Origin of the sequence: Butyrivibrio sp. AD3002, assembly GCF_000420905.1 — a bacterium.
Taxonomy (GTDB): domain Bacteria; phylum Bacillota; class Clostridia; order Lachnospirales; family Lachnospiraceae; genus Butyrivibrio.
This window is the reverse complement of sequence record NZ_ATVV01000006.1, coordinates 49,635-68,360: the sequence shown is the minus strand read 5'-3', so window position 1 is coordinate 68,360 and position 18,726 is coordinate 49,635. Positions and strand designations below refer to the sequence as shown.

15 protein-coding genes are annotated in these 18,726 nt (G+C 47.0%); 2 read left to right on the top strand and 13 right to left on the bottom strand.

From position 1 onward, the window contains the following. Nucleotides 1-60: 60 nt before the first annotated feature. From G596_RS0106260 to G596_RS21210, 10 genes are all read right to left on the bottom strand, one after another. Nucleotides 61-555, bottom strand: a complete 495-nt coding sequence (locus tag G596_RS0106260) for a tRNA (cytidine(34)-2'-O)-methyltransferase (protein ID WP_022760984.1) — start codon at nucleotides 553-555, stop codon at nucleotides 61-63. Further along, nucleotides 555-1,994, bottom strand: coding sequence for a sensor histidine kinase (locus G596_RS0106255; protein ID WP_022760983.1), 1,440 nt, complete (start codon nucleotides 1,992-1,994; stop codon nucleotides 555-557). The genes G596_RS0106260 and G596_RS0106255 overlap by 1 nt, the downstream gene beginning before the upstream one ends. A gap of 6 nt (nucleotides 1,995-2,000) precedes the next feature. Continuing rightward, nucleotides 2,001-2,699, bottom strand: a complete 699-nt coding sequence (locus tag G596_RS0106250) for a response regulator transcription factor (protein WP_022760982.1) — start codon at nucleotides 2,697-2,699, stop codon at nucleotides 2,001-2,003. A gap of 84 nt (nucleotides 2,700-2,783) precedes the next feature. Then, the gene (locus tag G596_RS0106245) at nucleotides 2,784-5,165 is read right to left on the bottom strand and encodes an endonuclease MutS2 (protein WP_022760981.1); all 2,382 of its coding nucleotides are present in this window, start codon (nucleotides 5,163-5,165) and stop codon (nucleotides 2,784-2,786) included. Next, nucleotides 5,165-6,112 carry a 3'-5' exoribonuclease YhaM family protein gene (locus G596_RS0106240; RefSeq protein WP_022760980.1) on the bottom strand — a complete coding sequence of 316 codons (948 nt, stop codon included), beginning with the start codon at nucleotides 6,110-6,112 and terminating at the stop codon, nucleotides 5,165-5,167. Before G596_RS0106240 ends, G596_RS0106245 begins: the two co-directional genes overlap by 1 nt. Nucleotides 6,113-6,189: 77 nt before the next feature. Further along, nucleotides 6,190-7,575, bottom strand: coding sequence for a S1C family serine protease (locus G596_RS21225; RefSeq protein ID WP_022760979.1), 1,386 nt, complete (start codon nucleotides 7,573-7,575; stop codon nucleotides 6,190-6,192). Nucleotides 7,576-7,588: 13 nt separating this feature from the next. Then, the gene (locus tag G596_RS0106230; protein WP_022760978.1) at nucleotides 7,589-8,749 is read right to left on the bottom strand and encodes an aminotransferase class I/II-fold pyridoxal phosphate-dependent enzyme; all 1,161 of its coding nucleotides are present in this window, start codon (nucleotides 8,747-8,749) and stop codon (nucleotides 7,589-7,591) included. Further along, complete coding sequence (locus G596_RS0106225) at nucleotides 8,746-9,234, bottom strand: Lrp/AsnC family transcriptional regulator (protein WP_022760977.1); 489 nt, start codon at nucleotides 9,232-9,234, stop codon at nucleotides 8,746-8,748. Before G596_RS0106225 ends, G596_RS0106230 begins: the two co-directional genes overlap by 4 nt. Nucleotides 9,235-9,300: 66 nt before the next feature. Next, nucleotides 9,301-10,362: an AIR synthase related protein gene (locus tag G596_RS23610; protein WP_022760976.1), complete on the bottom strand. Its 1,062-nt coding sequence runs from the start codon at nucleotides 10,360-10,362 to the stop codon at nucleotides 9,301-9,303. A gap of 68 nt (nucleotides 10,363-10,430) precedes the next feature. Next, entirely contained in the window at nucleotides 10,431-12,146 is a 1,716-nt protein-coding gene (locus tag G596_RS21210; RefSeq protein WP_022760975.1) for a VanW family protein, read from the bottom strand. Nucleotides 12,147-12,342: 196 nt separating this feature from the next. Between G596_RS21210 and G596_RS21205 the strand changes: the two genes are divergently transcribed. Further along, entirely contained in the window at nucleotides 12,343-13,026 is a 684-nt protein-coding gene (locus G596_RS21205) for a hypothetical protein (protein ID WP_022760973.1), read from the top strand. Nucleotides 13,027-13,088: 62 nt separating this feature from the next. Here the strand turns inward: G596_RS21205 and G596_RS0106200 are convergent, their stop codons facing one another. From G596_RS0106200 to G596_RS23605, 3 genes are all read right to left on the bottom strand, one after another. After that, nucleotides 13,089-14,252 (bottom strand): galactokinase, encoded by a 1,164-nt coding sequence (locus tag G596_RS0106200; protein WP_026498698.1) that lies wholly within the window; start codon nucleotides 14,250-14,252, stop codon nucleotides 13,089-13,091. 126 nt (nucleotides 14,253-14,378) lie between these two features. After that, on the bottom strand, nucleotides 14,379-15,533 hold the full coding sequence (locus G596_RS0106195) for a toxic anion resistance protein (RefSeq protein ID WP_022760971.1): 1,155 nt from the start codon (nucleotides 15,531-15,533) through the stop codon (nucleotides 14,379-14,381). Nucleotides 15,534-15,620: 87 nt separating this feature from the next. Beyond that, nucleotides 15,621-16,931, bottom strand: a complete 1,311-nt coding sequence (locus tag G596_RS23605; RefSeq protein WP_022760970.1) for a 5-bromo-4-chloroindolyl phosphate hydrolysis family protein — start codon at nucleotides 16,929-16,931, stop codon at nucleotides 15,621-15,623. A 199-nt stretch (nucleotides 16,932-17,130) separates the two neighbouring features. Between G596_RS23605 and G596_RS0106185 the strand changes: the two genes are divergently transcribed. After that, on the top strand, nucleotides 17,131-18,606 hold the full coding sequence (locus G596_RS0106185) for a nicotinate phosphoribosyltransferase (protein ID WP_022760969.1): 1,476 nt from the start codon (nucleotides 17,131-17,133) through the stop codon (nucleotides 18,604-18,606). Nucleotides 18,607-18,726: the final 120 nt, after the last annotated feature.

Sequence of the window (18,726 nt, the reverse complement as noted above, 5' to 3'; positions counted from 1 at the left end):
GCTGACACCTTCCCCCAAGGGGAAGGCATATTAGATTTCACTTTCCCCAATGGGAAGGCTTTACTGATTCCACTGTAGTCTGTGGAGTTCGCCCTCCTCTTCCATTCCGGGGAAGCCGTTCTGTCTTAAGGCTTCGTACAAAACGATCGCAACGGAATTGGAGAGATTGAGGGACCTGATGTCGTGTCCCATGGGGATTCTAATGCAGTCCTCTTCATTATCCACGAGGATTTCCTCTGGAATTCCGGCACTCTCCTTACCAAACATGATGAAATCATCCATGCCGTAGCTAACCTCTGTATAGGAGCGCTTTGCTTTTGTGGTCGCAAGCCAGACCTTGGCACCCGGATGCTTTTCCTTGAATTCTTCGTAATTAATGTAGCGAGTGTAATCGAGCTTATCCCAGTAGTCCATGCCCGCGCGCTTTATATCTTTTCCGTGAAGTGCGAAGCCAAGGGGCTCGATAAGATGCAGGGAGCTGCCCGTTGCAACGCAGGTTCTCCCGATATTGCCGGTATTCTGCGGAATCTCCGGCTGATGAAGTACTATGTGCATTACAGTCCCTCCTCGTCGCTGTCCATTGAAGCGGCCTTAGGTACTGAGAATATGAACTCTGTTCCGACTCCGACGGTTGAAATACAATTAATATTTTCTCCGTGAGCCTTGATTATTTCTTTTACGATTGAAAGGCCGAGTCCGGTTCCCTTTTTGTCCTTACCGCGGGACGCATCGGATTTATAGAATCTTTCGAAGACCATCTTCTGGTCTTCCTTGGGAATTCCGATTCCGCTATCCTTAACCGAGACGAATACCTTGCTTCTTTTCTCGGTGGTCTCGATCTTGATAACCGAATCGTGGTGGCTGAACTTTATGGCATTGTCCAGAAGGTTATAGAGAACCTGCTGAATCTTACTCATGTCGGCGTTAACTATCATCTTATCATCAGTCAGCACCAGCTCTATCGCAATTTTCTTCTCAAGGCAGGTCATCTCAAAACTGGCCGCGGTGTTGCGTATTACCTGGTTTATGTCAAAATCGGCCTTTTCAAGGAGCATTCCTTTGGCGTTCAGATTGTTGAGCGTAAGAAGGCCGTTGGTAAGCTTGGTAAGTCGCTCGGTTTCATTCAATACTATGCCGAGGTATTTTTCATGCATCTCCTGCGGTATGGTACCATCCAGCATTGCTTCGATATATCCGCGAATTGAGGTAAGAGGTGAACGGAAATCGTGGGAGACGTTCGCCACGAATTTTTTCTGATCCTCCTCCTGCCTTGCAATCTCGCCCGCCATATATGACAGGGATGCCGCAAGATAGCCCATCTCGTCCTCGGACTCCACCGAGAATTCATAGTTCATGTTGCCGGCAGCATACTCCTCTGTCGCCTGCGTAATTCTTCGAAGCGGAATGTATACAAGCTCTGTGAAAAAGATGAGTATTATCAGTGACAGCAAAAACATGACGATGAGCATCAGGTAGGAAATATTCAGGAATTCATCCGCAGTTTTCCTAAGCTGGCTCATGGGCGTATGGATGATAACATAGGCCTGAACCTTGTAATTGGCTGTGATAGGGGCAAAAACGGAAAGTACGCTCTCTTGGAAATTCCCCCAGAAATCACCTATGGTGTAGTAGGTTCCGCCTGTTGCGGTGGGATCAAAGCCTTCAATCTTGATCTCCTCGCCCTGTTCGATGACGTTGGAAGAATCCAGAACCAGACGTCCCGAGGGATTGACTATCCAAATCCTCGCTCCGTCCATATATTTTGAGAGAGCAACGAGCTGCTGCTGAACCGTTTCAAGCGAGGTCTCGCTGTTATAAAGGTCCGCAGCGTAGGTGTTCGCAATCTGCGTTGCCTCAGCATAGAGACTCTCTGCCTTTTTCCGGCGGCAGTGCTCCAGCGTCATGTTTGACACGAAGGTCGCCACCATTATGAAACCGAAAATGGCAAAGAGAAGATATGCAATTAAGAATTTTAGATATAGTGTTCGTTTCATTTAAGTTTATGAAACCTCAAACTTGTAACCGATCCCCCAGATTGTAGCGATTCTCCAGGTCTCATGATCTTTGATCTTTTCTCTGAGTCTCTTGATGTGAACATCTACAGTTCTAGTGTCTCCGACATATTCGTATCCCCAGATCTGATCAAGAAGCTGCTCTCTTGTGAAAACTCTGTTCGGAGAGGATGCCAGGAAGTATAAAAGCTCCAGCTCCTTAGGAGGCATATCCAGCCTTGCACCCTGATAGTTTACAGAGTAGTTTGTCATGTTAATTTCAAGATCCTGATATTTTACAACCTTGTCGTCGGAAGGCTCTGTCTCTGTCACGATGGGCTTGTATCTTCTGAGAACAGCCTTGACTCTCGCAACCAGTTCCTTGGAATCAAACGGTTTTTCCATATAATCATCGGCGCCCATCTCGAGTCCGAGCACCTTATCAAAAACTTCTCCCTTAGCGGAGAGCATGATTATCGGTGTCTGAGATCTGGTCCTAAGCTCTCTGCAGACCTGATATCCGTCAATTCCGGGAAGCATGAGATCCAGGAGCACGAGATTCGGCTCAAATGTATCAAATGCAGCAAGAGCTGACTCACCATCCCCTACGATAAGGGTGTCAAAACACTCCTTAACGAGGTAAAGTGAGATAAGCTCTGCGATATTGCTGTCGTCGTCGACTATTAAGATTTTCTGTTTCGTTACCATATTTGCCCTCATCCGCCCCTTCGGGGCACCTTCTCCCAGCGGGAGAAGGCATTATATTTTTATCGTCCTCCACAGGAAAGGCTCTTATTTTATAAATGTCACGATTGTCACACCTGAGTCTCCCTCACCGAACTCGCCAAGTTTAAAGGACTTGACGTAAGGTGCGGCCTTAAGGTGATCGTGTACGGCCTGTCTGAGGACTCCGGAGCCCTTGCCGTGTACGATTCTAACTGAAGGAAGGTGCGATACATAGGCGCTGTCGAGATATTTATCGAGCTCGGCGATAGCATCCGCGCTGTTTAATCCTATGAGATTGAGCTCGGTTCTGATGTTCTTTGCCCCGGACAGGTCCATTTTGTGCTGTCCGTAGAACTTCTTCATCTGCTCCTTGCCGCCCTCTTCCTTGATAAGCTCAAGGTCGTCAATGTGCGCTCTTGATTTCATAATACCACATTGAACCATGACATTCCCATCTTTATCGGGCTTGGAGCTGATTGTTCCCTTGAGCCCCATGGAAATTATGCGCACCGAATCACCAAGCTTAATCTGTGTAGGTTTAAGCTTCTTGTGACCGGGAGTCTGCGGCTTATTCTTTATAGAAAGCTTCTGGTTCTTATCGGAGATCTTCTTGTTGACGCTCTGACGAGCTTTCTCAAGCTCCTGCATGGGAACTCCCGCCTCAGCTTTGCGCATGGTTCTGATGGTCTCATCAGCTGCATCCTTGGCTTCCTGCAGAATCTCTCTGGCTTCCTCATGGGCCTGTCTTAATATCTTGTCCCTTGATTCATCGAGCTTAGTCTGCTTGCCCTGGAGCTCTTCCTTAAGCTGTTCAACTTCCTTCTTATAACGCTCGATCTCGATGCGCTCGTTCTCGATTGTAACTCTGCTGTTTTCAAGGTCAGTCAAAAGATCCTCGAATTTGCGGTTATCCTGACTAATCTGTGCGCCTGCTGCCTCTATGATTTCATCGGAAAGCCCGAGTCTTTTCGATATCGCAAAGGCATTACTTTTTCCCGGAACTCCAATCAAAAGTCTGTAGGTCGGTCTCAGCGACTCCACATCAAACTCGCAGCTGGCATTCTGTATGCCCTCAGTCGTGAGCGCATAAACCTTGAGCTCACTGTAGTGAGTCGTCGCCATGGTTCTGATGCCGCGCTTATGAAGGTGATCCAGAATAGATATGGCAAGGGCCGCACCCTCAGTGGGGTCGGTTCCCGCTCCGAGCTCATCGAAGAGGCACAGCGAGTTTTCATCAGCATTCTCAAGAATGCGCACTGTGTTCGTCATGTGCGAGGAAAAAGTGGACAAGCTCTGCTCTATACTCTGCTCATCACCGATGTCGGCATAAATCTCATTAAATACGGAAAGCTCCGATCTGTCGGCCGCCGGAATAGCTAGTCCGGCCTGTCCCATTAATGTAAGAAGACCCACGGTTTTCAGCGTAACCGTCTTACCTCCGGTATTGGGGCCGGTGATTATGATCATGTCAAAATCCTTGCCCGCATAGACATCTATCGGCACGGCTTTTTTCTTATCAAGAAGCGGATGACGCCCCTTTATGATATTGAAATAGTGTCTCTCATTGAAAATCGGAGTGATGGCATTCTGCGAAAGAGCAAGTGAAGCCTTCGCAAACACAAAGTCAAGCTCCGTCATGATAGCCGCGTTATCGGAAAGCGCAGTAAGATAACCGCCTACTTCAGCGGAAAGTCTTGCAAGTATGACCTCAATTTCAGCCTTCTCCATTGCAGCCAGCTCGCGAAGCTTGTTGTTAAGCTCAACGATAACCGCAGGTTCTATGAAAAGTGTGGAACCTGTAGAGGACTGGTCGTGGACGATACCGTTTACCTGGCTTTTGTACTCGGCCTTGATCGGGATGCAGTAGCGGTCGCCTCTCATGGTGACAACAGCCTCCTGCAGGTAGGATCTTAAAGATCCGTTAACCATTTTTCCAAGCTGGTCGTGAATTCTGTCGCCTGTGATCTGGATGTCGCGCCTTATATGGCGAAGTGCAGGGCTTGCATCCGAAGATATCTCATCCTCTGAAATAATACAGCGTCTGATCTCACCTGCAACCGGAGTCAGCGGTTCAAGTCCGTCAAAAAGATCAGAAAGGACATCTCTGTTATCCTCTTCCTTATCTGATCTTCCGTAGCTCTTCACTCTGTTTACATTATCCAAAAAGCTCGCAATATTAAGGAGCTGCGGTGCATCAAGGCTGCTCCCTATTTTCAGAGCCTTCAGATACCCGCTTATGTCTTTGTTGCTTCCGAAGGAAACGGATCCCTTCTTGAAAATTCTGGAGATACCGGCGTCGGTTTTCTTCAGATTCTTCTGAATCTCACGAAGATCAGAGGATGGTAACAGCTCCCTGCAGGCCCTTTTTCCGGGCTCAGAGGTCGCATGGTTACTCAATTCTTCAATTATTTTGTCGTATTCTAATACGTGTAAAACTTTTTCATTCATTATGATTCAACCCTGGTGTCAAACAGGTTGCTCTCGAGAAGCTTGTTGTACCCGAGCCAACCCACTTCATTCGTGTTATTAAGTATCTCAGTAAATGTCTCGAGTTTGGCATCCGTGTTGTCCGCAAGGTGAAGCGCCATGGCTTCAATGATAGCGGGCATCTTGGGTGAGCCATACTCATATTTCCCGTGGTGCGATAAAATGCAGTGCTGAAGCTCCTGCTTTAAGAGCACAGGGAAATCATTAATGTCTTTAATCTTCTCTGCAACCATCTCACTGCCCATGACGATGTGCCCCAGGAACTGGCCCTCGTTCGTGTAATCATTCTCAGGGAAAAGTGAGAGTTCTCTCGTTTTTCCTATATCATGGCAGATTGCGGCTGTTATAAGAAGATCTCTGTTTATGGCAGGATATGCCTTGGAAAAATAGTCGCACATTCTGGTAACGCTCAGGGTGTGCTCCAAAAGTCCGCCCACAAAGCCGTGGTGAACCGATTTTGCCGCAGAAGACTTGCGAAATGCCTTCACAAATTCCTCATCCTTAATGAAAAGTGCTTCAAGAAGCGCCTTCAGATACTGGTTGCCAACAGTATTAATGATGGCCAGAAGGTCCTTGTACATTTCGTCGTTGTTCTTCGAAGATACCGGCAGATAGAGCGACTCATCGTACTCGCCCTCATGACAAAGGCGCGCTCTCTTGATGTTGATCTGAAGCGCGTTGTTGAAGGTTGTCACCTCACCGAAAACGTCTATATAATCCAGGGAATCGAAGTCGTCAATTCCCTCGCTGTTGGGCTCCCAGACCTTTGCGTCGACAGTTCCTGTCTTATCCTGCAAGGTAACGGAATAGTAGGTCTTTCCGTTTTTTGTTGTTGCTGCCTGCATGTGTTTGCAAAAGTAGATGTCGGCAACCCTGTCGCCGTTGTTTAAATCTTTGATGAATTTCATTTAGTTCTCCTGTTGTTTCTAGGTCCCTCATCCGGCGCTTCGCGCCACCTTCTCCCAGAGGGAGAAGGCTAAATGTTCTATTCCGCATTATCGGTTGAGTTGTCCGATGATATATCAATTGTGAGTTCGGCGTAGCCCTCGGCTGCCTGTCTCATTAATGTAAGTGTCACCTGAGTTCCGGGCTTGACATCTCTGATTCTTGATACGAAGGTGTCAAATCCTGCCACTTCCTCTCCGTTCACTGCGGTTATTATATCTCCGCTCTGAACTCCCGAAAGCATCGCCGGTGAATCCATTTCCGTACGTATTACATAGGCACCTGCAGGGATGTTCTCTCCCTCCTGAAGGTCCTTTGGGACAGTCTGTCCATGGATGCCCACAAAGGTTCTCCCTTTTCCGTTGGACAGATCCTCGATAAGTGCCCGAAGCTCTGTAATTCCCACAGCCGAAAGGACGTTAGGCATAGCCTGCGTGTTGTACTTCATGTCGATGAATCCCACAACGGAGCCGGAAAGATTAATGATGGCACCGCTTGCGTTGGTGCTTCCGTTCATGTCCGTTGTAAGGAGCTTGTAATTTGAATCAGCAAGATCAAGATCCGAGTTAGCAGATGTGACAAAGCCGTAGCACATGGATCCTCTGGTGCCCATGGGTCTTCCCACTGCAATTACAGGGGTTCCGATCACTCCGCCGGTCTTGGAGCTTCCAAGAGGCGCTACGCCTATTGCCGCCCTGGTGTTTTCCGAAATATCCTTGTATTTTACCGCAACAATACCAAGCCCCGTAACCGCATCGCTCTGCTTCAAATATGCGCTGCCCACGGTTTCATCGCAGAAAGTGACCTGAATCGATTCAGCATCGCTGATTGCCGAAGTCTGAACCAGGATCAGATACTCAGCCCCGTTGTCCGCCACAATCACGCCGCAGGTCTGTCCTTCACTCTCGTAGGGATCGTTGATCCAGTTGGTGTCCGAGGTTTTTGACGTCACTGTCACAAGGCTCTTCTCAGCACTTGTGGCAACACTTTTTAAAGAAGCGTACATATCCATGTAATCGGTCTGATCTGCCTGGTGCGAAGTCATCTCGCTCTTCATCTTGGAGAGCTCGGATGATGCCATGTCTATGGCAACGCTGGCAGCCTCGGCCGCAATGGCATTGTCATCAGCGTACATATCCTCAGGCTGCATCTCATCCGCAACCGTCTCCTCTGTGAGTGCCACGGGTGTGGGGGTCTCCTCCGGATATAGCCTGTTGTTTATAACGGGCGCCAGAAAAACGAATGTCAGGCACGCCACCGCGCCAAATACCACTGCCAATGTCATAGTTATAAGAGTTCTTCTAAGAAGCTTTTTCTTGTTTATGGGGCGCTGCTTGATTTTTTCTCTTAGGAAATCTGCCCTGGCTATCGGGCTTTTCTCAGGATCAAGCTTTACGTCGTCCACGTTTTCCCTGTTATCTTCCATAACTGCCTCTTGATTATCTGTGGTTATCTATGAACCGCTTTAATCTCTCCATTGCCTTTTTAAGGTCATCTAGTGAATATGCATAGGATATTCTTATGAAGCCCTCGCCGCAGTCTCCGAATGCGTTTCCGGGTACCACTGCCAGTTTTTCCTCCTGGAGAAGCTTAGTTGCAAACTCATCGCTGCTCATCCCGAATTCCTTGATGCACGGGAATATGTAAAAAGCTCCGAAGGGCTCAAAGCACGGAAGTCCAAGGTCTCTGAGCTCCTTTACAAGATATCTTCTCCTCTGGTTATACTGCTCACGCATCATGGCAACGTCTTCATCGCCATTTTTCAGTGCCTCCACAGCAGCATACTGGCTGGTCGTGGGTGCGCACATGATAGCGAACTGATGGATTTTGGTCATCTGAGCTATGATGTCCTTAGGTCCGCACGCGTATCCCAGTCTCCATCCGGTCATCGCATAGGATTTCGAAAAACCGTTGATAAGAACGGTTCTCTCGTACATTCCGGGAATCTCTACAATTGACACATGTTTGTCGGTATAGGTCAGTTCTGAGTAGATCTCATCGGATATTACGAAGAGGTCCTTCTCCTCTATAACCTTTGCAATGGCCTCGAGGTCCTTCTTTTCCATAATTGCCCCTGTCGGGTTGTTGGGGAAAGGCAGAACAAGTATCTTGGTCTTGTCCGTTACATGCTCTAGTATCTCTTCAGCTGTAAGTCTGAATTCATTTTCTTCCTTAAGCTCGATCATAACCGGCTTTGCTCCCGCAAGGATTGCGCAGGGCTCATAGGAAACGTAGCTGGGCTGCGGTATTAAAACCTCATCTCCGGGATCAACCATTGCCCTGAGTGCAAGGTCAATCGCTTCGGAACCTCCGACGGTGACAAGCACCTGGTCGTCGGGATCATATTGTATGTTCTGTCTGCGTTTTAAGTAATTGCAGACTTCTACCTTAAGTTCTCTCAAACCGGAATTGGACGTGTAGAAAGTGCGTCCTTTTTCCAATGAATAAATGCCCTCATCCCTGATATGCCAGGGTGTATCAAAATCGGGTTCACCCACACCAAGTGATATTGCGCCATCAATAGACTTCACAACATCAAAGAATTTGCGGATTCCCGAGGGCTTGATTTCAACGATTTTCTCAGAAAGCGGATTCCTCATGGTGTGACTATCTCCCTTGTATCTTCATATTTTTTTGTCAAAATTGTTCCGTGCTCTTTGTACTTCTGAAGTATGAAGTGCGTAGAGCAGCTAAGGACAGTATCAAGCGGTGACAGTTTGTTTGTAACAAAGGTTGCCACTTCCTTAAGGCTCTTGCCCTCAAGCATTACCATGAGGTCAAAACCGCCTGACATCAGATATACACTTGTAACTTCCGGATATTTATAAATTCTCTCAGCAATGGAATCAAAGCCAATACCTCTCTGAGGTGTAACCTTAACCTCGATGAGAGCCATTACCTTCTCTATGTTGGTTTTGGACCAGTCAATCATCGTATGATAACCACAGATGATTCCCTCATCCTCAAGAGCTCTGAGTTCATTCGCGACTTCGATCTCCGGCGCGGCCAGAATCACCGCCAGTTCCTCAACGCCTATACGGCTGTTCTTATCAATTGCGCGAAGTAATTCATCTCTGTTTACCATGGTATTCTCCTCCAAACATTTAAATAGACGGGTAAAATGGCATACTTTGCCCTGCACATATTCTCATTATTGTACCATAAAATCAGCACTTGTTATACCTGCAAGCTTAAGGATCTCATCCGGCTGGGGTTTATCGAGGTAGCGGACTTCATCGTCGTTGATGATCTTCTTATCATTACTGTCGGTCGTAACACCAATTATTTCAGCATTTATTCCGGCTTCTTCATAGGCTCTGACAAGGCCCTTACCGTCGTCAGTGAGAATCAGGAGCGAACCGCCTGAGATCATCTGGTAGGGATTGAGGCCAAGATGATTTGTAATCTCAATAGTTTCCTGGCGGATTGGAATCTTTTTTAGGTACACTTCTATGCCGCAGCGAGCTCTGGCGGCAATGTCCCAGAGGGCAGCAAAGACGCCACCCGATGAGATATCATGTAAAAATACAACGCCGGATGTCTCCCTACAAGCTGACGTTTCTTCACAGGAATTGCAACCCGGTTGCTCTAATCTGTTCTCCAGCGCGATCTCCGCATCCCTTCTAACAGAAACAAGCTTTTTGAAATCCTGTGCCTCGCGAATCATGTAGTCAGGAAGGCGTTCAGACAGCTTCTCTGCGCATTCACTGGCAAGGATAGCTGTTCCTTCTACAGCAGCCCACTTGGTCATGACAATATCGAGTCCTGCGTAGGATTTCTTTTCTGAAAACTGGCTACTTTTTTCTCCGGTAACAACCGCGGTTATCATAGGCCTTGAAACCGCATCCGTCACCTCAGTATGTCCGCCTTCTACGGCAATTCCAAGCTCATTCGTGGCAGCGATGGCTCTTCTCATAATAACCTTAAGCTCTGCTTCCTCTGTATCCACAGGAAACATTACGTTAAGCACTGCCATCAGAGGTTTTCCGCCGTCGCAGAATATGTTGTTTGCCGCATTGTGGACAGCATAATAAGCCGCCTCCTCCGAAATAGCTGTAAATGTGGACACAGCTGTCATAATTGTGCTTCCTTTTTCATCTAAAGAATAAGCGCAGTCTGACCTTCCAGCTGCGCTTTTCTTATTGGAATCACTTTTAATAAGTTTAAGTACCGAGCGATTTAAAACGCTCTCAGTTACTTTTCCGATTCTCATTTATTCATTTTCTCCGTGAATACTCTGCCAATATCGGCAATATCTCGGGTTCCGATTCACCGCATCTATCAGTCAGCCGGCGGTGGTACTTCCTCCTGCACGGGATCTATCGGTGCAGGTGTATCATCCGCTGCGGGTGCAGGTGTCTCCGCAGGAGTTGCCTGTTCTGCGGGAGCTGTCTGCTCTGCCGGAGCTGTCTGTTCCGCGGGTGCTGCTTCCGTTGCCGGAGCTGCTTCAGGATTCTGTGCTGCCTGCTGAGCTGCAAGCTGTGCTTCTGCCGATGCAGCCTGAGCTGCAGCTGCTGCCTGTGCGGCCTCCACATCACCGCCCTGTGCGGCAACCTGTTGAACAGCGGCGATTGCGCCTGCCACTGCTTTTATCTGGTTGATGTCACCGGTTGCAATTGCTGTTGCAATCTGTGCTGCAGCAGTCGGATCTGATGTTGCGGTTCCTACTGTGATAATTCTGGGAACCATCTTATAAGTACTGGTATTGATTACCTCACGATTTGTCTCGGAGCCGTTTTCATAAGTAATCTTCCAAAGCTGTGCCTTATATCCGATGTGTGCAGACTGGGTACTTACTGTACCTATCGGTGATCCGCCGTCTGCAACTATCTGGTCAGCACCTGCCGGTGTTTCCTCTAAAACTTCACTCTGGTACTCAACCTTATGTGTGGAAGGTCTTGTCTCCACGCCGTAGATAGTGAAGGTTATATGCTTATCTGTAGTAGTTACACCCTCTATATAAATAGGGTGCTCTGTGCTGTTTACAAACTTGAAGTTCTTACCGCCGGTCTCTGCAATCGCAGCATCCATAGACGGTTTAACATAATTGATGATCATTGAGTGGTTGTGACGCTCGGTAACCTGAAGCTCTGCCTTCAAAACAGCATTGTAAAGTGTACTTGAAACCTGGCAGATACCACCGCCAACACTTTCAACAACTATTCCGTTAAGGTACGAACCTGCGGGAAAATAACCGTTAGCCTCCGTAAAAGGAGTTATAGTCTCAAGAACTGAGAACTCCTCTCCGGGATAAACAGTTGTACCGTTGATAAGGCTACAGCCGTTTGCTACATTGGCACTTCTGGCAGCACCTGATGAAGAATAGCTTGTAGTATAGGTTCCGAGAACATCCTTGACTTGACTAAGCTCCTCGTAACTACCCTCAGGCAAATCCTCCTCAATCACAACATCAATTGCACAATCGTTGTGATCCCAGCTTTCCTGGATATAATCCTTAATAGCGGTAAGAGAAGCCTGTTCATCAAGAATATAGCCTGTCTGTCCCTCTGAAATAGTGAATCCATCACCGGTTTTCTTCAGAGTGTAATTAGCCTTGGAAGCATTAAAGGGTGCGCAGTTTACTTCCAGGATCTGGTAGATTGCATCGTCATTAAAGGAATACTCGATGTTATAACGTTGTGTACTGTGCTCAAGGTCCTTGATCGCCTTGTATCGCTGAATAATGTTGCCCTTTCTGCAAAGAGCAAAAGCTTCATCAACTACTTCGGGATTAGCCCAGCCGAGACCGAAATCGGCCACTGTTACTGCTACGCTCTGTCCCTCTCCTTTTCCTCTGAGTGTCACATTCTTGGCACGAAGCTGCTCGATGTACTGGCCTACAGCCTCTGTAGCCTGCTCAGTTGTCATGCCCGAAACATCAACATCACCAATGAAAACTCCCTGGTGAATAGTATCTGAAGCGGCGTTAGCGCTACCTGCCGGAATTACAAGTGCAAGCGTAAGCGCCATCAGACAAAGGAACATAAATTTTTTCATAATCTCTCCATTTCGCCACTTTCCTGGCAAATACCGGTGTTATATAATCAGAAGGAAAGACTGCTTGCGAGCGGAATTACCAGTGCAAGAATCAATACGATAATGATTATTGCAGAAATGACTTTTCTGTTTTTGCCGGAATTAAAAAACTTCAACATAGTATTATACTCCTAAATTTTCTGAAAGGAAATTATAAATGAAATTACCTTTTTTGACAACCTTTATCCTCTTCGTCCTGATGACCAACATAGCGATACACAGGAACAATGAGAAAATTCGCAAAAAGGAAGAAGACTTCTGGGATAAAGAACTTCGAGCCAACAGCACGAGACGAAAAAGTCTCGAGCATTTGGACTATGTCACAATCCCTATGGACAAGCTCCCCTTTGGCGCTGTAACCGGGAACGATGAGATCGATTTTTGTGAAAAAAGCATCCGTCGGCTCGCTGAGCAGAGGATCGTCAATCTGACCGGAATTACCAACACCGATCTCAAGCTTGAATACGGTGCTCCCAACATTACGGAGCTCACAGCCTACGACCAGAACTACACAACACTGGTCACAAACCTTCAAAAGTGGGCAAAAGAGCTGTATGACGCTTCTTTATATAAGGAAGCTGTCTCCGTCCTTGAATTTGCAGTATCTACCAAAACCGACGTGACCGCAACTTATAAGCTTCTGTGTGATCTTTATAAAAACAAGCTGTCGCTGTCCCAGACTGAGGCTGATTCTAAGATAGAAAAGCTTCTTCCCATCGCCGAAAGCCTGAATTCATTAAGTAAGAGTAATATAGTCAGTATTCTGAATTCGCAGCTTGGTGATAATTCAAAAAATAGCCTTCCTCCAACGAAGGAAGATGTCAGTGAAATAGTCGGGTGAAGGATCCCCTCATCCGTCGGCTTCGCCGACACCTTCCCCCCAGGGGGAAGGCTTTATTTATTTCAAATTACTGCAGGGCCGCCGCCGATGGATACTGTGTAGAAGGTTGCGTCATAACCTATCTTTTCGCGATAAGCCTTTCCTACCTTCTCCTTGAATTCCTCGACTGCTTCGTCCTTAACTATTGAAACAGTGCAGCCACCGAAGCCGCCGCCTGTCATTCTGGATCCGATAACTCCCGGAATCTTCCAGGCTTCCTCGGCAAGAGTATCAAGCTCAATACCTGTTACATCATAGTCATCTCGAAGTGAAATGTGAGACTGCTTCATGAGCTCGCCGAATTTCTCAAGATCTCCTGCTTTTAAAGCAGCAACTGCTTCGATCGTTCTCTGGTTCTCATACACGGCGTGCTTAGCCTTGATGCGTCTGTCATCATCCTTGATGGCGTCCTTATGAGCCTCAAATTCCTCTTCAGTAAGATCACCCAGTGTCTTAATATCAACAACTGTCTGAAGCTCGGAAAGAGCCTTTTCACAAGCGCTTCTTCTGGCATTGTAAGCAGAATCTGTAAGCTTGTGCTTTTTATTTGTATTACTGATGATGATCTTCGCACCGTCAAGCTTTATGGGTGCATATTCAAAGGACAGATCCGCAGTATCGAGGAAAATTGCATTCTCCTCTTTTCCCATTGCAGATGCAAACTGATCCATAATTCCACAGTTGCATCCGTTGAAATTGTTCTCGGAGTACTGTCCGATAAGTGCAAGATCCTGATTGGTAACATCAAATCCGTAGAGGTCTCTTAAGATGAATCCTGTCAGAACCTCAAGGGATGCAGAAGATGAAAGGCCTGAACCGTTCGGAATATTGCCGTAGATTATCATGTCGAAGCCCGTATCGAGCTTAAGGCCTCTTTTCTCAAAAGCCCATACAACACCAACCGGATATGCTGTCCAGCCTGCTGTTCTGGATTTTTCAAGATCATCAAGTGAAGCCTCGATAATTTTTCCGTTGTCAAAATTCATTGAAAAGAAGCGCATTTTTCTGTCGTTTCTCTTCGCTGCAGCTCCGTATGTTCCTATTGTCAGTGCACAGGGAAATACGTGCCCGCCGTTGTAATCTGTGTGTTCACCAATAAGATTAACACGGCCGGGAGCAAAGTATGCTTTAACGCTGTCGTTTTTGCCATACTGCTCTTCGAATCCCTTAAGTACTGCGTCTTTCATTTTCTGTTCCATATTCTGTCCTTCCTAGCCCCTCATCCGGCACTTCGTGCCACCTGTCTTCGCTCCGCTTCGGTCCGCGCTAAACCAACGTCCCCCGGACGTTGAGCGCCCCCAAGGGGGATGGCTTTAGTTCTTCGCTGCCTGAAGGAGCTTCTCGCGGAGCTGGCCTTCGATCTGTGCAAGCTCTGCTTCTGCGTTCTTACGCTTTTCCTTACCTTCAGTCTGTATTCTCATAACTTCGTCAAGAGTTGTGATAAGTGTCTCGTTGGTGTGCTTAAGTGTCTCCATGTCAACTATGCCTCGCTCTGATTCCTTAGCAGCCTCAACGGTAGCAACCTTCAGCATGTCTGCGTTCTTCTTAAGAAGTGCGTTGGTCATGTCGTTAACCTCGCGCTCAGCCTTAGCTGCCTGTGCGGAGTGCTCGATTCCGATTGCGATAACCATCTGGTTCTTCCAAAGCGGAATAGTGTTAACGATTGTGGACTGGATCTTCTCAGCCATTGCTGTGTCAGCACTCTGAACCATACGGATCTGAGGGCCTGTCTGCATAGCGATTGTACGTGTAAGCTCAAGATCGTAGATCTTCTTCTCGAATCTGTCGCAGAGAGCTGCCATATCCTTAGCTGCCTGTGCATCCTCAGGAAGTCCTGACTGCTCTGCCTTCTTCTGAGCTGCAACAAGCTCGTTTGCTCTAACCTGCTCAAGCTTCTTCTTACCTGCAATGATGTACATTGAAAGCTCCTTGTAGTAATTGAGGTTGAGCTTGTACATGTTGTCGAGTGTGGCAACATCCTTCATAAGAGTCATCTGATGTCTCTCAAGCTCATTGCTGATAGCCTCAACGTTTTTCTCAACGCTTGTATATCTTGCCTTTAATGCAGTAACCTTATTGGCACTCTTTTTGAAAAGTGCTTTAAGTCCCTTCTCGTCCTCTTCAACCTCAAAGTTCTTGAGCTCTGTAACAAGGCCTGTGATCATGTCGCCGACCTGTCCCATATCCTTTGTGCGAACGTTATCAATGGCCTTTTCCGAAAAATCTGCCATCTTCTTCTGTGTGCCTGCACCGTAGTTCATGATTCCCTGAGAGTTGGTAATATCAATCTGCTGAACGAAAGCATCAACCTGCTTCATCTCCTCCTCAGTCAGCTGTGCCTCTGCTGCAGCTGCCTCAGGTGTCTGCGGTGCTGTAGCTGCCGGCGCAGGTGCAACTGCCTCGGCTACCGGTGCGTCAAATGACAATGTCGGTGCTGAATTCTCAAACTCTTTAAACTCGTCTCCCATTTTACTTCCTCCAACTAAAATTTTCTTTTCATAATGTTTCAAAAAACAAACATTTACGACTAAAAATGATTACTGTTATTCTTCGGGTTAAAACTTAAGCTGTACCTTTTCATCCTCAGCGGCCTGTGCCTGCGCACCTGCGGCCTGCTGCAATTCGGGGGCTACCTGATATGCAGATCCCTCAAACGAAAGCGGTGCCGGCTGCGGTGCAGTTCTTGCCGGAACAGGAACCGGCTCGGGCATAGGCTGTCCGGACATAAGCCCATCGGGGGTAAGACCGTCCTGCGCCATCATGGTTTTCATAACCGATATATCTGAAGAAATATCCCATGCCATATCCTGGAACAAGCTGTCCAGAAGATTTTCAAAGGCATCGTTTATTACATCGATAGCACCCTCAATCTCTTTCTTGGTTCTCGTGATGTTCTCACCAACCTCAGGCTGCTTATCGAGATCAACATAAGCATTCAAAAGCTTGGTTGTTGTGGGCAGATAGTAATTCATGAACTTCTTGAGTTCGTCCGCACATTCGGGCTCATTCTCCACCTGGGTGAAAATCTTCCTCATGATATTTTCAAGCTGATAGAGCTTCTCCGACATCTCATCACCGGGAATCTCATCATTAATTCTGCGGATAGTTGCAAGATAAGCATTACCCTCATCAATGATAGACTTAACGCCCTGGTTTGTTACACCCTCTGTGCTCTCGGCACTGAAGCGATCCTGGCTCATCTGCTGTGCCTCAGCCAGTTCTCTGTCCTGTCTGGCCTTCTCAGCTCTCATGTACTGCGCGAAAGCTCTCTCGGAAAGCATTACCGTAGTCTCATTCCTGTCAAACCTTGCGGTAGGAAGAAAGTCCTTATTTATCATCTTCTTGATGTTTTTCAGAACCGTATCGGAACGCTCTCCTGCTGCCATCGCAAGATCACCGACTGCGAAAAATTCGGAATTCCCCAAGATTCTTCCGTATTTATTAAAAGCTTTTGCCAGCTTTTTATCATCGGATCCTACCTTAATAAGAATGCCGAATAATGCTGTGATTGCGAGATAAGTAACGGCTTGCGCCCACACACCGGTTGATATGGCCCCAAGGGTTGCAAGTCCGAAAATTGCAGCACCTACTATGCCTCCAACTACCTTGCCCATTCCGTGATTCATGCTGACTTTTCTTGTAAAAAACGGTATCCTTTTGGCGCCGCTTGCATAATTTACGGTCCTGCCTGTCGAAGCCTTGCCTCTGAAATTCTGTGAGGGATTAGCTTTTGCTGCCCTGACCGCATCCTCTATTGAAACCTTCAGTGAAACACTAAGATTATCATAATTTCCTGTCTCGACCGCCTTGGTAACCTCTTTTAATATCTTGTTACCAGCGTTATAGATGTTATCGTAATCTCCCATAACTCAACCATCCTCAATAAAACAACTGATTCAAATCTTTTCCATTTTATAATATTATCCATCAAAAAACAATCTCAGACCGCGTAAATTCAAGGGCTTTAATTGGTTTACTTTGGTACCTTAAAGTGAAAAATTGTGTTATTATTGACCGTGGAGTTACTTTTTTCCAAAAACTTTATATTTAAGAAGGTAAAATTGTATGGACAGACAAAATCTGACACTGCTGACAGACCTGTATGAACTTACGATGATGCAGGGCTACTTCAAGAACAAGTCCCAGAACGAGACCGTAATTTTTGATGCTTTTTTCAGAAATAATCCGTTTGGCGGCGGCTACTCGATTATGGCCGGACTTGAGCAGCTTATTAACTATATTAAAGAGCTGCATTTTGACGAGGAAGATATCGATTATCTCAGAAGCATTGGTATCTTTGACGAGGATTTCCTTGATTATCTTCGCGACTTCAAATTCAGCGGGGACATCTATTCCATCCCCGAAGGAACACTCATTTTCCCCAGAGAGCCCCTTGTTAAGGTCATCGCACCCATCATGGAAGCTCAGCTTATTGAAACCGCGATTTTAAATATCATCAACCATCAGTCGCTTATCGCAACCAAGGCAGCAAGAATCTGCTATGCCGCTGAGGGCGACGGAATTATGGAGTTCGGTCTTCGCCGTGCTCAGGGTCCTGACGCCGGAACCTACGGTGCAAGAGCCGCAGTTATCGGCGGATGTGTCGGCACCAGTAATGTTCTGTGCGGACAGCTCTTCGATATCCCTGTAAAGGGCACACATGCTCACAGCTGGATCATGAGTTTCCCTGATGAGTACACAGCTTTTAAGACCTATGCAAAATTGTATCCTTCCGCATGCATCCTTCTTGTCGACACCTATGACACCCTTAAGTCAGGTGTACCAAATGCAATCCGTGTTTTCAAGGAGATGAAGGAAGAAGGCATCGACCTTAGCTTCTTCGGCATCCGTCTCGACAGCGGCGACCTTGCTTATCTTTCAAAAGAGGCCCGCAAGATGCTCGATGACGCCGGATTCCCGGATGCTATTATTTCAGCTTCCAACGATCTTGATGAGTACCTTATCTCATCCCTTAAGTCACAGGGCGCTGCCATCACTTCCTGGGGCGTTGGTACACACCTCATCACAGCCAAGGACAATCCGTCCTTCGGAGGCGTTTACAAGCTCGCAGCGGTTATGGGCGAAGACGGTGAGTTTATTCCCAAGATCAAGCTCTCCGAGAATTCCGAGAAGGTCACCAACCCCGGAAACAAGAAGATCTACAGAGTTTATGAAAAGGCAAGCGGCAAGGTTAAGGCCGACCTCATCTGTCTCGAAAACGAGACCTTTACTGAGGATAAACAGCTTCTGCTCTTCGATCCCTTAGAGCCCTGGAAGAAGACTCTTCTTCCCGCAGGAAGCTTCACTTTAAGAGAGATCATGGTTCCTATATTCAAAAACGGCGAATGTGTCTACACTTCACCTAAGACGATGGAAATTCGTGATTACTGCCTCAAGGAGCAGGATACACTCTGGGAGGAGACAAGACGTCTCTTCAATCCTCACGAGGTTCATGTGGATCTGTCCCGTCGTTTGTATGACACCAAGATGAAACTTCTGGATCAAATGTCCGGACTCGATATGACAAATGTAGAAAACTGATAAAATGACGCCCGGGGATTTAAGTATATAGATTTCAATCTCGTTGCTTACGCATAATCGCTTGAAATCTATATACTTAAATCCCCGGGCTGTTTTTTATAATTATTACATTTTCATATC